Below are 13,092 nucleotides of genomic sequence, written 5' to 3'. Positions count from 1 at the left end.
TCCTCCGACAACACCGGGACACCATGACCGCATCCTCCCTGACACTGTATTTCGCCCCCGGCACCTGCGCCCTGGCCACGCGCATCGCGCTGCTCGAAGCCCAGGCCGAGCACACCCTGGTCACGCTGGACTTCGCCGCCCAGCAGCAGCGCAGCCCCGAATACCTGGCCATCAACCCCAAGGGCCGCGTGCCCGCGCTCGTGACCGAGCACGGCGTGCTGACCGAAACCTGCGCGCTGCTGCTCTACGTGGCGCAGCGCTTTCCGGTGGCCAACCTGGCGCCGCTGGACGACCCGTTCGCGCTGGCGCGCATGCAGGAGCTCAACAGCTACCTCGCCTCCACCGTCCACGTGGCGCATGCACACGGCCGGCGCGGCAACCGCTGGGCCGACGCGCCCGAATCCATCGCCGACATGCAGCGCAAGGTGCCGCAGACGATGGCCGAGAGCTTCGAGGACATCGAGAATTACTACCTGCGCGACAGCGGCCCCTGGGTGCTGGGTAACCGCTACTCGGTGGCCGACCCGTACCTGTTCACCCTCGCACGCTGGCTCAGGAGCGACAGCGTGGACATCGCGCAGTTCCCGCGCGTGGCGGCGCACCAGGCGCGTATGCTGGAGCGCGCGGCGGTGCAGAAAGCGCTGGGCTGACGCAAGCCGGGCGCGCTACTTCCCCGCGGCTGCGGCCAGGTGCCGGGGCGCCTGTGCGAATGTCATGGCCTCCGGCGCCCTGGCCTGCAGACAGGCGGCATGCAAACAGCCACGCGACCGCCAGCGACACGCAAAAAACGCCAATCGCCACCAGGCAGCCTTCGCCATCGCCGGGAAGGGGCTGCCCAGGTCCCAGCAACACGGCGCTGAAGAGCCACCCCGCCAGCCAGGTCAGCGTGAAGATGATGGCGGCCTGCAGGTACAGGCCGCGCCGGCCCAGCCGCCGGTCGATGAATGCCCGCTTCTCCCGTTCATCCCAGGTTCATGGCGGGCGGCGTCCCATTCTTCCTCGCTGCCGCTCATCCCCTGCCCCGCAGCGCGAACCCCACCAGCCCGCACATGATCGCGGCGAGCCCGATCCAGCCCAGCGCATCGGGCGCCGAAGCGCCGAGCAGCAGCATCTCGCCCACCAGCGCAAATCCGACCTCGCCGGCCTGCGTGGCGTCCACGGCGGCGATCTTGTAGGCATCGCTGGACAGGTTGCGCGCATACAGGAACAGCGTGGTCGCCAGGCAGCCCGCGACCAGCGCGACCACGGCGGTCGCCCCAACCTGGCCGGCGCCCGGCGGCGGCGGCTGCACCGCCAGCACCAGCACCGCGAAGAGCGGCAGCGCACCCAGCGTCATCAGGAAGACGGCGGCGATCGGGTCGGCCAGCAGCGCCGTGTCCTCGCCGCCGCCGTGCCGGGCGCGGTTGAGCATCTGGTTGCCGATGGGATACGCGAAGGCCGCAACCAGCACCGGCAGCACGCCCGCCAGGGCCTGCGGCAGCGGCATGCCGGCGGACAGGGGCTGCGTATTCAGCACCACGATGCCCAGCGCGATGAAGGCGAGGAACGCCAGCCCCCGCAGCGGCACCCGCGTGCCGAACAGGCGCAGCACGATGGGCGTGGCAAGGATGGTGCTCTGCCACGTGGCCGCGACGACCCAGCCCGGCGCGTGGTCCGCGGCAAAGCAGCAGCAGGCGTAGAACACGCCGAAGCCGACGCCCCCCGCCAGGAGCCAGAACCGCAGGCGCCGGCGAAACAGCCCCAGGACGCGGGCCAGGTACCGCGGCCCACGCGCAAACAGCAGCCAGCCGCCCAGCAGCACCGCCATGACGGCGTAGCGCAGCGACGCGCTCCAGACCCAGTGTCCGCCGCCCAGGCTCATGGCCCGGTTGAGCACGAAGGTGCTGGAAAACAGCGCCGCCGCCAGCAGGCCGAGCCCAACCAGGCGCGGCACGCCGGGCGGCGCGGCGCCATGGCGCAGGGTGGGCGGGGTATCGGTCGCGGGCGCGGGCATCATTCGACCGACACCGGCACGCGCTGCGCCAGCGCGCACATCAGTTCATAGCCCACGGTGCCGGCGGCATGCGCCACTTCGTCGATGGAGAGCAGCGCGCCCCGGCCCGCAGGGCCGCTGGCAGCACTGGCGCGGCCCCACAGCGTCACCTCCGCGCCCAGGCCGGCATCGGGCACGGGCGTGAGGTCCACGGTGAGCATGTCCATGCTCACGCGCCCGAGGATGCGGGTGCGCACGCCGTTCACCAGCACCGGCGTGCCGGTATCGCACAGGCGCGGGTAGCCGTCGGCATAGCCGCAGGCCGCCACGCCGATGCGCAGCGGCGCCTCGGCCCGGAAGCGCGAGCCGTAGCCCACGGTGGCCCCGGGCAGCAGGTCCTGCATGCCGATGATGCGCGTGGCCAGCGTCATGGTGGGCTGCAGGCCCCAGTCGGCCGCGCTGTGCGCCGGGTAGTCGGCGGCGCTGCCGTAGAGCACGATGCCCGGCCGCACCCAATCCGAGCGCAGGCCCGCGTCGCCCGCATGGCGCAGGATGGCGGCGCTGTTGGCCACGCAGCGCTCGCCGGGCAGGTCGCGCGTGGCGGCCTCGAAGGCTTCCCGCTGGTGGGCGATGCCGCGCGGGCCGTCGGCGTCGCTGAAATGGGTCATGAGGCCGATCTCGTCCACCTGGGGCAGCGCGTTCAGCCGGGCCCAGGCAGCGCGGTAGCGTGCCGGGGTGAATCCAAGCCGGTTCATGCCGGAGTTCATCTTCAGGAACACATGGTGCGGCGTTTGCGTCTTGTGGGCGGCCAGCCAGTCGATCTGGGCGTCGCAGTGCACGGCGTGGGCCAGGCCCAGGCGCGAGCAGGTTTCCAGGTCGCGCGGCTCGAACACGCCTTCGAGCAGCAGGATGGGCCCGCGCCAGCCCAGAGCGCGGATGCGCTCGGCCTCGGCCAGGTCAAGCAACGCGAAGCCGTCGGCGCCGCGCAGCCCCTCGAACACGCGCTCGATGCCGTGGCCGTAGGCGTTGGCCTTGACCACGGCCCAGGCCCGCGCGTCGGGCATGGACCGGCGCGCGCGCAAGAGGTTGTGGCGCAGCGCTTCGGTGTGGATGGTGGCGTGTATCGGGCGGGGCATGGCGGGGCAAGGCGCGGGAAAAGGAGCAGGCCATTGTGGCATCGGCATGCCGGGGCCGCGTGTTATAACCGCCCGTCGGCTGGAGACAGTCCCATGTTTTTCATGGCATCAGTTCGCCTGATGCCCCTCAGCCTGTTCTTGCAGCCACCCGATGAAACGCGGTTTCTACACCATCATGTCGGCGCAGTTCTTCAGCTCGCTGGCAGACAACGCATTGTTCGTAGCCGCAGTCGAATTGCTGCGCACCAACGGGTCCGCGTCCTGGCAGCAGGCGGCCCTGGTGCCGATGTTCGCGCTGTTCTACGTGGTCCTCGCGCCCTTCGTGGGCGCGTTCGCCGACGCCCTGCCCAAGGGCAGGGTCATGTTCATCAGCAACGCCATCAAGGTGGTGGGCTGCCTGATGATGCTGTTCGGCACCCACCCGCTGTTCGCCTACGCGGTGGTGGGCCTGGGCGCGGCAGCCTATTCGCCGGCCAAGTACGGCATCCTCACCGAACTGCTGCCGGCCAGCCAGCTCGTGCAGGCCAACGGCTGGATCGAGGGGCTGACCATCGCCTCCATCATCCTGGGCCTGCTGCTGGGCGGGCAGCTCGTGGGGCCGGTGGTGTCGGCCCACCTGCTGGCGTTCGACCTGCCCTACATCGACACCGGCATCGACACTCCCGCCGAGTCGGCCATCATGGCGCTGGTGTTCGTGTTCCTGATCGCGGCCTGGTTCAATACCCGCATTCCCGACACGGGCGTGGCCATGCGCCCGCTGCCGCCCAAGCTGCTGGACCTGCTGCCCGACTTCTGGCAGTGCAACAGCCGGCTGTGGGGCGACAAGCTCGGCCAGGTATCGCTGGCCACCACCACGCTGTTCTGGGGCGTGTCGGGCAACCTCAAGTACATCGTGCTGGCCTGGGCCGCGGCGGCGTTGAGCTACGGCACGACCAAGGCGTCGGCGCTGACCGGCGTGGTGGCCATCGGCACCGCCGTGGGCGCGGTGCTGGCGTCGATGCGCATGCGGCTCGACGCCTCCACGCGGGTGATTCCGATGGGCATCGCCATGGGGCTGCTGCTGATCGTGATGAACTTCATCCACAACGTCTGGCTCGCCATGCCGTTCCTGGTGCTGCTGGGCGGCCTGGGCGGCTTCCTGGTGGTGCCGATGAACGCGCTGCTGCAGCACCGCGGCCACAACCTGATGGGCGCGGGCCGCTCGATCGCGGTGCAGAACTTCAACGAGCAGGCCTGCATCCTGGCGCTGGGGGCGTTCTACACGCTGTCCACGCGCTTCGGGCTGTCGGCCTATGGCGCCATCACGCTGTTCGGCCTGTCCGTGGCCGGGGTGATGTGGCTGATCCGGCTGCGCCACTGCCGCAACCTGCGCAACTACCCCGGCGAGATGGAGCAGCTCTACGCCGCCACGCGCCAGGACCACCATTGACCGCCCTGCTGCCCGTCTGCGCGCTGCTGGTCAACGCGCTGGTCTGGGGCGTCTCGTGGTGGCCGTTCCGCTACCTGCAGGCGCAGGGGCTGCATCCGCTGTGGGCCACGGCGCTCATCTACGCGGCGGTGCTCGCGGGCCTGGCGCTGCTGCGCCCGCGCGCCTGGCGCGGCTTTGCCGCCCACCCGGCGCTGTGGCTGCTGATGCTGTCCTCGGGGCTGAACAACCTGGGTTTCAACTGGGCCGTGGCCACGGGCGACGTGGTGCGCGTGGTGCTGCTGTTCTACCTGATGCCGCTGTGGGCGGCGCTACTGGCCTGGCCGCTGCTGGGCGAGCGGCCCCATGCCGCCGCGCTGGCGCGCATGGGGCTGGCGCTCGCGGGCGTGGCCGTGGTGCTGCGCCGCCCCGGCGCGGCTTGGCCAGTGCCCGAGGGCCTGCCCGATTGGCTGGCATTGATGGCGGGCATCTGCTTCGCCCTCACCAACATCCTGCTGCTGCGCCTGCGTCGCGCGCCGGCCGAGGCGCGCGTGATGGCGATGTTCGGCGGCGGCATGGGCATGGCGGCGCTGGCCGCCGGCCTGGGGCTGGCGCAAGGCACCATGGGCCCGCCGCCGCTGCCGCACCTGGCATGGGTGCTGCCGGCGCTGGCGCTGGCGCTGGCCATCCTGGCCGGCAACGTGGCGCTGCAATACGGCGCGGCACGGCTGTCGGCGCACGCCACATCGCTCGTGATGCTGGCGGAGATCGTGTTCGCCAGCGTTTCGTCGATGGCGCTGGGCGCGGCGCGGCCCGACGCGCGCACCTGGGCGGGCGGGGCCCTGATCCTGGGGGCGGCATTGTGGTCGGCGCTGGCGCCCGCGCGGTCGGCGCGGTAGGCTTGGCGCCTCGCATCAAGAAGGAGACGCCCATGGGCAGCATCTACGATTTCGAGGTCCGCCGCATCGACGGCACGCCCGTGGCGCTGGCCGACTACCGCGGCCGGGTGCTGCTGGTCGTGAACACCGCGAGCGCCTGCGGCTTCACGCCGCAGTTCGCGGGGCTGCAGGAGCTGCACCGCGCCTACGCCGCGCGCGGCCTGGCGGTGCTGGGCTTTCCGTGCAACCAGTTCGGCGCGCAGGACCCGGGCAGCGGCACCGAGATCCTGGACTTCTGCCAGCGCAACTACGGCGTGGACTTCCCCATGATGGAGAAGATCGACGTGAACGGCCCGCAGGCCGCGCCGCTCTACCAGTGGCTGGTGGAACAGGTGCCGGGCATCCTGGGCACCAAGGCGATCAAGTGGAACTTCACCAAGTTCCTCATCGGCCGCAGCGGGCAGGTGCTGCACCGCTACGCGCCGCAGGACAAGCCCGCCGCCCTGGCCACGGACATCGAGGCGGCGCTGGCCGCCGCCTGAAAAGTACAAGAAAAATCGGCCTCCAGCGCTTATCTTACCTGCGATGGCAGCTCCTTTTTCAGGAGCATATTGGGTGCCGCATTTAACCTGGAAACGGCAGTTGGATGCGCCTGCCGGTGCCGTGATCGGGGTGCCAGGCAAGACCGGGCGACGCGGCGGGCTACTGCCCGCAAGGAGGAGCAACGCCGCATGGCGCCCCGAGCGCGGTGCTGGCGGGTGCATAGCGCTCTCACCCACGAGGTGAACCCCATCGAAGCCGTCAACGCTCGATTTCCTGCGGCCTGGCAAGGGATACGAAGCGGCCAACTGCCGTTTCCAGGTTTAAGGTAAGGTGCCGGCCGGCCGCCCTGGCATCGGGAGAACAACCTTCCTGGGCCGCCTACCGTGCCGACGCTCCATTCCCCCTCCCTCTCCTGCGCGCTGCCGGCGCTGCTGCTGGCCGCGTTGCTGGCCGGCTGCGCCACGCTTGACGTGCCCCGGGCCGACAACTACCCCGAGTCGAGCCAGAAGAAAGCGCGCGCCGTGCACCACTGGGACGTGCTGGCCGAGGACGTGGCCGCGCGCGTGGCCGCCACGCTGCGCGCCACGGGCGCGCCGCCGGTGGCGCTGTACGTGGTGCCGGGCGCGGACACGGACTTCAACCGGGGCTTCCGCAGCCTGCTGCTGACGCGCCTGGTGGACCAGGGCCTACCCGTGGCCGTGCAGCCCGGCGCGTCGGGGCTGGAGTTGCACTTCGACACGCAGACGGTGCGGCACAGCCGCCCCCCGGGCCTGAACTACCCCATGCCCATGACCACGCTGGCTGCGGGCGTGGCGGTGGCGCGCGACCTGGCGGTTTACGACCACAGCGCGGCGGCGGGCGTGGCCAGCGCCCTCGGCATCGGCCTGATCCTCGATGGCGCCCGCATCGCCCGCGAGGGCCCGGCGGCGGGCGGGCCCACGGGCACCGAGGTGCTGGTATCCACCGCGCTGCAGAGCGGCGGCGTGTACCTGGCCCGCACGGCGGACGTGTACTACATCGAAGGAGCCGACGCCAGCCTCTACCGCCCCGCGCCCCCCGCGCCGGCACCCACGCCGCTCAAGACCTGGAAGGTGGTGGGCCCATGAGCGCAGTCATGCCGCGGCGCGGGCTGCTAGCCTGTTGCGCCGCCGCTGCGGCAACCGCGGTCGCGCTGCCGCTGGCGGGCTGCGCCGCCGTGCCCGAAACGCCGCCGCAGGCCAACCTGATCACGCTGAACCAGCAGGCTGCCGACGCCCTGCTGCAGGGCGGGCATCTGGACCCGCGCCAGCCGCTGCTGGTGGCAGCCTTCGTGAACCTGGACATGCTGACCGAATCGTCGCGGCTGGGCCGGCTGTTTTCCGAGCAGGTGGCTGGGCGACTGGCGAACCGCGGCTACCCAGTGGTCGAGCTCAAGCTGCGCGACAACCTGTTCTTCAAGCAGGGCCAGGCGCTGCTGCTGTCGCAGGAGGTGCGCGAGGTCAGTCAGGTACACCAGGCCCAGGCCGTGGTGGTGGGCACCTACACGGCGTCGCCCAACACGCTGTACGTGAGCCTGAAGCTCGTGGCCACGCCAGGCAGCATCATCCTGGCCGCGCATGACTACGCGGTGCCGATGGACGCCAACGTGCGCGGGCTGCTGGCACGCTAGTAGTCAGGTTCAAAGCGAAGCAGCACATGAAACCGCGCCTTTTGACGCATGGCAGCGTTGCAAATCCTCGCGCTAGCGACGGCCATCGCTGTGGTTTGCGCCTTGCCCTGCGCCAAAACGCATCGCTTTTATTTTTGCCGCCAAGCATCGAACACTGCACTAGCAGAATACAAGGAAAATCAGCCCCCAGCGCTTATGTTGCGGGCATCTAAAGCTATCAAAAACAGAGCATTCTGATGATCCATGGCGCTGCGCATCACCGCAGCCCATGAAACCGGGACACCCCAGTCCAGCGGCGCAGCCGCTCGGGGGTAGGAGCTTCACTTCATGCTGCCGGGCTGCGCCGGTGCCGCGCGCGCGCCAGCACCTGCGCCACGGCGCGCGGGTCCATGCCGTACATGTCGGCGAAGGCGGCCACCTCGCCGCCCACGGCCTCGAACGCGTGCAGCAGCGCCTCGTCCCGGGCATCGCGCGTGGCAGCTTCGGCCAAGGCGTCGTCCGTGGCGGCGTTGGCGGCTTCGTCGCGGGTGCGGGTGCGCTCGGCGTACTCCTCGCGCGACAGGCCGGAGGCGTCGAACGCCTGCAGGATGCGCGCGCGCAGCCTGGCCGCCGCGTCTTCGCCCTCGCGCGGCTTGCGGCGGCGGAATACCTCGATGAGCGCGTGGTGCACATGCTCGGGCGCCATGTCTTCCACGGCCTGGCCTTGCAGGTCGTGGCGCTTCTGTCCCGCGGCGACTGCCTGCAGGTAGCGCGTGGAGCGGGTGTGAATGCCCAGCGCCACCTTGAGCGCGCCGCGCTCGAAGATGCCGGGGTGGGCGTCCAGCAGATCCTGGAAGATGCCGCGCTTGAGCGGCAGGAACACGGCGCCGAAGAGATGCGGGTACAGGCCGGCGAGCTGCTCCAGCACCGGATGGACCGCACGCGGCGCTCGCGGGGCCGCGGCGGGCTTTTGCTGCGGGCCACCCACACGCGGGCGGCGGGCGGGGCGTTGCACCGCGGGCGCGGCAGGGGTATGCGCGCCAGGGCTTGCGGCTTCTTCAAGCACGGAATCGGTCATGGTGGAACGGGATGGATCGGAAACGAAGCCGCGATCATGCCATCAGCGCAGGGAAGGCGGGGCGGCCGCAGCGGCGGGCGTGCTCAGGCGGGAGCCAGCGCTTCGTCGAGCACTTCGATCCAGTGCCGCACGGGCACCCCGGTGCCGCTCTGCAGGTGCGCGATGCAGCCGATGTTGGCCGACAGGATGGCCGCGGGCGCCAGCGCATCCAGGTGGCCCAGCTTGCGGTCGCGCAGCGCGTGCGCCAGCGCCGGGTTCAGCACCGAATAGGTGCCGGCGGAGCCGCAGCACAGGTGCGATTCGGCGGGCACCTGCAAGTCGAAGCCAAGCGCGCGCAACTGTGCCTCCACGCCGCCGCGCAGCTTCTGGGCGTGCTGCAGCGTGCAGGGCGGGTGGTAGGCGTAGCGTGGCGGGGGCGCGGCCTGTGCGCGCAGCCGGGGGCGCAGCAGCGGCGCCAGTTCGGGCAGCAGTTCGCCGGGGTCGCGCGCCAGGGCGCTGATGCGCGCGGCACGCTCGGCATAGGCTGCGTCGCCCTGCAGGTGGTAGCCGTATTCCTTGACTGTCGCGCCGCAGCCCGAGGCGTTGACGACGATGGACTCCACCGCGCCGCTTGCGACATCCGGCCACCAAGCGTCGATGTTGGCGCGCATCTGCGCCAGCCCGCCGTCGTGGTCGTTCAGGTGGAACTTCACCGCGCCGCAGCAGCCGGCCTGCGGCGCCACCACGGCCTGGATACCGGCGGCGTCGAGCACGCGGGCCGTGGCGGCGTTGATGCTGGGTGCCATCGCGGGTTGCACGCAGCCCGCGAGCAGCAACATCCGGCGCGCATGGGTGGCCGCAGGCCAGGCGCCCGCCGCGCGCGGGGCCGGCACTTTCTCGCGCAGCGCGCCGGGCAGCAGGCCGCGCACGGCCTGGCCGAGCTTCACGGCCGGGCCGAACAGCGGCGAGGGCAGCCCTTCCTTGAGCGCCCAGCGCAGCGCCCGCTCGCCCAGCGGGCGCGGCACCTTGTCGTCCACCGCCTCGCGGCCGATATCCACCAGGCGGCCGTACTGCACGCCGCTGGGGCAGGTGGTCTCGCAGTTGCGGCAGGTCAGGCAGCGGTCCAGGTGCTGCTGCGTCTTGCGCGTGGGCGCGACACCTTCGAGCACCTGCTTGATGAGGTAGATGCGCCCGCGCGGGCCGTCGAGCTCGTCGCCGAGCAGTTGGTAGGTGGGGCAGGTGGCGGTGCAGAAGCCGCAGTGCACGCATTTGCGCAGGATGGCTTCGGCTTCGCGGCCTGCGGGCGTGGCCGCGTATTCGGCAGCGAGCTGGGTTTGCATCGTGGGGGCGGTTTTGTCTCTGTCGTCGTTGTCTGCCGCGGGGCGCCCGTCAGGAGTGCAAGTGCGGTCGGCGGGACACGCGCGCGCGCCAGATGACGCGCAGCCGCTCCAGGTCCGCGGCCAGCGGCGGCAGCGACAGCGCGAGCAGCCCTGCGGCCAGCGGCACGATCCAGATGAAGCCGATGTGCTTGAAGCCCGCCGCGCCCACCAGGCCGCCCAGGGTGAACATGCCCAGCATGCTGCCGTAGAGCCGCATGCGCGCATGGTTGGCACGCACCTGCGCAGCGGGGAGGGTGCCGCTGCGGTTCCAGTAGAGCATCTTGCCGATCTCGATGCCGAGGTCGGTGACCACGCCCGTCATGTGCGTGGTGCGGATCTGCGCCGACGACATCTTGGTCACCACGGCGTTCTGCAGCCCCATGATGAAGGCCAGCAGCAGCACGGTGAGCGGCACGGAGAACAGCGTGTGCCAGGTGAGCGTGATGGCGCCGAGCAGCCCGAACACGAGCATGAGCGCAGCTTCGAGCAGCAGCGGCAGCGCGAAGCCGCTGCGCAACTGGTTCTGCCGCGCCCAGTTGACCATGATGGCCGTGACCGCCGCGCCCGAGGTGAAGGCCAGGAGCGCGCCCAGGGCGCCGAGCACCAGCGTCATGTTGCCGAGCACGAGGTTGTCGGCCAGCGTGGAGACGAAGCCCGACATGTGCGAGGTGTACATGTGAACCACGAGGAAGCCGCCGGCGTTGACGGCCCCCGCGTTGAACGCGAGCAGCAGCCCGAGCACGCGGTTGATCAGCGGTGTGCGGTGGCGCCCCGTGAGGAAAAGCAGGAACCGCATGCGTCTACCAGTCAATCCGCCGCCATGCGCCCGGGGTTGAAGATGCTCGCCGGGTCGAACTGGCGCCGGAGTTCGCGGTGGATGCGCGCCAGGGCCGGCGCCAGCGGGGCAAAGCGCGGCGCCGCGGTGCCTGCTGCCGCACCGGGCGCCGCGCGGAACAGCGTGGCGTGGCCGCCGGCCTGCGCCGCCGCAGCGCGCAGCGCCGCCGCCGCACCGGCATCGCCCGGCACGCGGTACCAGCGCAGGCCACCGTGCCATTCGACCAGCGGCGTGCCGGCCGCCGCGGGCAGGTCGAGCACGGGCGCGGTCTGTGGCACGGACAGGCGCCACAGGTCGTGGCCACCGCCTTTGGTGAACCATGGCAGGCGCTGGTCGCGGCAGTCGTCCCAGTCGCGCGGCACGCTGTCATCGCGGCAGGGCGTGCCGCCCATGGTCCGGCAGGCGGCCTGCACCGCCGCCACGGCACCGCGCAGGCGCACGAAGAGCACGCCCGCGCCGCCATCCTCCACCCAGCGGCTTGCATTGAGCGGCAGGGGCTGCGCGCCCCAGCCATGCAGAAGCCGCAGCGCCTCGGCCTGGCAGCAGTCGAAGCGCAGCGTGGCCTCGGCGGGCGCGCGGGGCAGTATCTTGAGGCTGACCTCGGTGATCAGGCCCAGCATGCCCATGGCACCGGCCATGAGGCGCGACACGTCGTAGCCCGCCACGTTCTTCATCACCTGGCCACCGAATGCCAGATGCTCGCCCCGGCCATTGACGAGTCGAAGCCCGAGCACGAAGTCGCGCACCGCGCCCACGCTGGCGCGCGCCGGGCCCGAAAGGCCCGCGGCCACCATGCCACCCACGGTGCCGCCACCGGCGAAGCGCGGCGGCTCGAAGGGGAGGCACTGGTTGCGCTGCGCGAGCAGGTCTTCCAGCTCTGCCAAGGGGGTGCCGGCGCGCGCGGTGACCACGAGTTCGCTGGGCTCGTAGTCCGTCACCCCGGCCAGCCTGCGGGTGTCGAGCGGTTCGCCCTGCACTTGCTCGCCGTAGAAATCCTTGGTGTCGCCACCGCGGATGCGCAGGGGCGCGCCCTGTGCGGCGGCGGCGCGGATGCGGTCGATGAGGCGGGCGAATTCAGAATCCATGGAATGCCACATGGTAGCGGCAGAGCGCCGGCATGTGCATGTATTGCCCAAGCCAACCTGGTCAATCCTCGAAAAAATGCACCGGCAGCCCCGGCACCTCGACGCGCATTGCCAGCACCTGGCCCGACCATGGAAACTCCTCCAGCTCGGCCTCGGGCCGACGCTGCGAGGCGGTGGTGAGGTAGAGGGTGCGCAGGTCGGCGCCGCCGAAGCACGGCATGGTGGGGCAGCGCGCCGGCACGGCGATGGCGTCGAGCAGCCGTCCGTCGGGCGCGAACTTGCACAGGCGCTGGCCTTCGAACATGGCGCAGTAGTAGTGGCCTTCGGCGTCAACCGCCGCGCCGTCGGGGCGGCCTCCGTAGGCCGGCTGGCCGGTGGCGCCGGGCTGCCAGCCGGCGGGCTTGGGCGCGAACTCCTGGAAGGTGCGGTGGTGCCGCATGGCGCTGCTCTCCAGTTCGAAATCCCAGGCATGGATGACATGCGCGGGCGTGTCGGCCCAGTAGATGGTGCGGTTGTCGGGCGACCACGCCAGGCCGTTGGCGGTGGTGGCGTGCTGGGCCTTCACCTCCACGCGCGGGGCCGCGCCGCCACGCGCATCGATGCAGTACAGGTTGGCCTTGGGCGCATCGCGCGGCTCGTAGAGGGTGCCCACCCACAGGCGGCCCAGCGCATCGCACTTGCCGTCGTTGAAGCGCATGGTCGTGCTGTCATGCCCGAAGCGCACGAGCTGCGTCAATGCGCCAGCCCATGTCCACGCGCGGTAGATGCCGTCGCGCAAAGCGATGACGAGCCCGCCGTTGCGCGCCGGCGCGATGCAGCCGGGTTCGCTGGGCATGCCCCATGACTCCACGGCGCCGCTGTGCGGATCGCCGCGCAGCACCATGCACCCGGGCGTGTCAACCCAGTACAGGCGTTGTTCGCAGGGGTGCCAGAAAGGCGACTCGCCCAGCGCGCACCGCTGGGCGAAAACGGGAGTCCAGGGCATGGCGACGCATCCTTGTGTGCCCGCGATTGTGCACCGCGCATGCTGCACGAAGATGGCAAAAATGCCCCCCATGCTTGTCACTTTGTGTACTGCGCCGCCCCAGAGGGGGCTGCTTTTTGCCTTGGAGCGCCCCAAGGTAAAAAAAAGAGCCCGCCAGAGGCGGGCTCAACATCCAAAGGAGTCTCTCTCG

13 protein-coding genes are annotated in these 13,092 nt (G+C 70.9%); 6 read left to right on the top strand and 7 right to left on the bottom strand.

Annotated elements, in window-relative coordinates; genetic code table 11:
* Positions 1-23: 23 nt before the first annotated feature.
* The gene (locus PY257_RS12780) at positions 24-650 is read left to right on the top strand and encodes a glutathione S-transferase family protein (protein WP_275742392.1); all 627 of its coding nucleotides are present in this window, start codon (positions 24-26) and stop codon (positions 648-650) included.
* Between the two features lie 359 nt (positions 651-1,009).
* On the opposite strand, the gene PY257_RS12775 is transcribed toward PY257_RS12780, so the two are convergent.
* Together PY257_RS12775 and alr are read right to left on the bottom strand one after the other, a co-directional pair.
* A complete protein-coding gene (locus PY257_RS12775; RefSeq protein ID WP_275742390.1) occupies positions 1,010-1,996 on the bottom strand; it encodes a DMT family transporter in 987 nt (328 codons plus the stop codon).
* The gene (alr, locus tag PY257_RS12770; RefSeq protein ID WP_275742387.1) at positions 1,993-3,108 is read right to left on the bottom strand and encodes an alanine racemase; all 1,116 of its coding nucleotides are present in this window, start codon (positions 3,106-3,108) and stop codon (positions 1,993-1,995) included. Before alr ends, PY257_RS12775 begins: the two co-directional genes overlap by 4 nt.
* A gap of 151 nt (positions 3,109-3,259) precedes the next feature.
* On the opposite strand from alr, the gene lplT reads away from it, so the two are divergent.
* From lplT to PY257_RS12745, 5 genes are all read left to right on the top strand, one after another.
* A complete protein-coding gene (gene lplT / locus PY257_RS12765; RefSeq protein ID WP_275742385.1) occupies positions 3,260-4,537 on the top strand; it encodes a lysophospholipid transporter LplT in 1,278 nt (425 codons plus the stop codon).
* Complete coding sequence (locus tag PY257_RS12760; protein WP_275742383.1) at positions 4,534-5,412, top strand: DMT family transporter; 879 nt, start codon at positions 4,534-4,536, stop codon at positions 5,410-5,412. The genes lplT and PY257_RS12760 overlap by 4 nt, the downstream gene beginning before the upstream one ends.
* 32 nt (positions 5,413-5,444) lie before the next feature.
* Positions 5,445-5,933, top strand: coding sequence for a glutathione peroxidase (locus PY257_RS12755; protein WP_275742381.1), 489 nt, complete (start codon positions 5,445-5,447; stop codon positions 5,931-5,933).
* Positions 5,934-6,317: 384 nt separating this feature from the next.
* Positions 6,318-7,040, top strand: a complete 723-nt coding sequence (locus PY257_RS12750) for a hypothetical protein (RefSeq protein ID WP_275742379.1) — start codon at positions 6,318-6,320, stop codon at positions 7,038-7,040.
* Positions 7,037-7,582 (top strand): FlgO family outer membrane protein, encoded by a 546-nt coding sequence (locus tag PY257_RS12745; RefSeq protein ID WP_275742377.1) that lies wholly within the window; start codon positions 7,037-7,039, stop codon positions 7,580-7,582. Before PY257_RS12750 ends, PY257_RS12745 begins: the two co-directional genes overlap by 4 nt.
* A 325-nt stretch (positions 7,583-7,907) precedes the next feature.
* Here the strand turns inward: PY257_RS12745 and PY257_RS12740 are convergent, their stop codons facing one another.
* The 5 genes from PY257_RS12740 to PY257_RS12720 all read right to left on the bottom strand — a co-directional run bounded on the left by PY257_RS12740 (position 7,908) and on the right by PY257_RS12720 (position 12,902).
* Entirely contained in the window at positions 7,908-8,639 is a 732-nt protein-coding gene (locus PY257_RS12740; protein ID WP_275742374.1) for a ProQ/FINO family protein, read from the bottom strand.
* An 83-nt stretch (positions 8,640-8,722) separates the two neighbouring features.
* Entirely contained in the window at positions 8,723-9,958 is a 1,236-nt protein-coding gene (glcF, locus tag PY257_RS12735) for a glycolate oxidase subunit GlcF (RefSeq protein WP_275742372.1), read from the bottom strand.
* A 49-nt stretch (positions 9,959-10,007) separates the two neighbouring features.
* A complete protein-coding gene (locus tag PY257_RS12730; RefSeq protein WP_275742370.1) occupies positions 10,008-10,793 on the bottom strand; it encodes a YoaK family protein in 786 nt (261 codons plus the stop codon).
* A gap of 11 nt (positions 10,794-10,804) precedes the next feature.
* Positions 10,805-11,917, bottom strand: a complete 1,113-nt coding sequence (gene glcE / locus PY257_RS12725) for a glycolate oxidase subunit GlcE (RefSeq protein ID WP_275742368.1) — start codon at positions 11,915-11,917, stop codon at positions 10,805-10,807.
* A gap of 61 nt (positions 11,918-11,978) precedes the next feature.
* On the bottom strand, positions 11,979-12,902 hold the full coding sequence (locus PY257_RS12720) for an SMP-30/gluconolactonase/LRE family protein (protein ID WP_275742366.1): 924 nt from the start codon (positions 12,900-12,902) through the stop codon (positions 11,979-11,981).
* Between the last annotated feature and the right edge of the window lie 190 nt (positions 12,903-13,092).

The organism is Curvibacter soli, assembly GCF_029211125.1.
GTDB classification, from domain to species: domain Bacteria; phylum Pseudomonadota; class Gammaproteobacteria; order Burkholderiales; family Burkholderiaceae_C; genus Curvibacter_A; species Curvibacter_A soli.
Note: the sequence above shows the minus strand (reverse complement) of the source record. Positions and strands in the feature narration are given on the sequence as shown.

Bases quoted from the DNA above. Each gene is read 5' to 3' on its own strand.
- PY257_RS12780 (WP_275742392.1), top strand. From the start codon at position 24: ATGACCGCATCCTCCCTGACACTGTATTTCGCCCCCGGCACCTGCGCC.
- PY257_RS12775 (WP_275742390.1), bottom strand. From the start codon at position 1,996: ATGATGCCCGCGCCCGCGACCGATACCCCGCCCACCCTGCGCCATGGC.
- alr (WP_275742387.1), bottom strand. From the start codon at position 3,108: ATGCCCCGCCCGATACACGCCACCATCCACACCGAAGCGCTGCGCCAC.
- lplT (WP_275742385.1), top strand. From the start codon at position 3,260: ATGAAACGCGGTTTCTACACCATCATGTCGGCGCAGTTCTTCAGCTCG.
- PY257_RS12755 (WP_275742381.1), top strand. From the start codon at position 5,445: ATGGGCAGCATCTACGATTTCGAGGTCCGCCGCATCGACGGCACGCCC.
- PY257_RS12745 (WP_275742377.1), top strand. From the start codon at position 7,037: ATGAGCGCAGTCATGCCGCGGCGCGGGCTGCTAGCCTGTTGCGCCGCC.
- PY257_RS12740 (WP_275742374.1), bottom strand. From the start codon at position 8,639: ATGACCGATTCCGTGCTTGAAGAAGCCGCAAGCCCTGGCGCGCATACC.
- glcF (WP_275742372.1), bottom strand. From the start codon at position 9,958: ATGCAAACCCAGCTCGCTGCCGAATACGCGGCCACGCCCGCAGGCCGC.
- PY257_RS12730 (WP_275742370.1), bottom strand. From the start codon at position 10,793: ATGCGGTTCCTGCTTTTCCTCACGGGGCGCCACCGCACACCGCTGATC.
- glcE (WP_275742368.1), bottom strand. From the start codon at position 11,917: ATGGATTCTGAATTCGCCCGCCTCATCGACCGCATCCGCGCCGCCGCC.
- PY257_RS12720 (WP_275742366.1), bottom strand. From the start codon at position 12,902: ATGCCCTGGACTCCCGTTTTCGCCCAGCGGTGCGCGCTGGGCGAGTCG.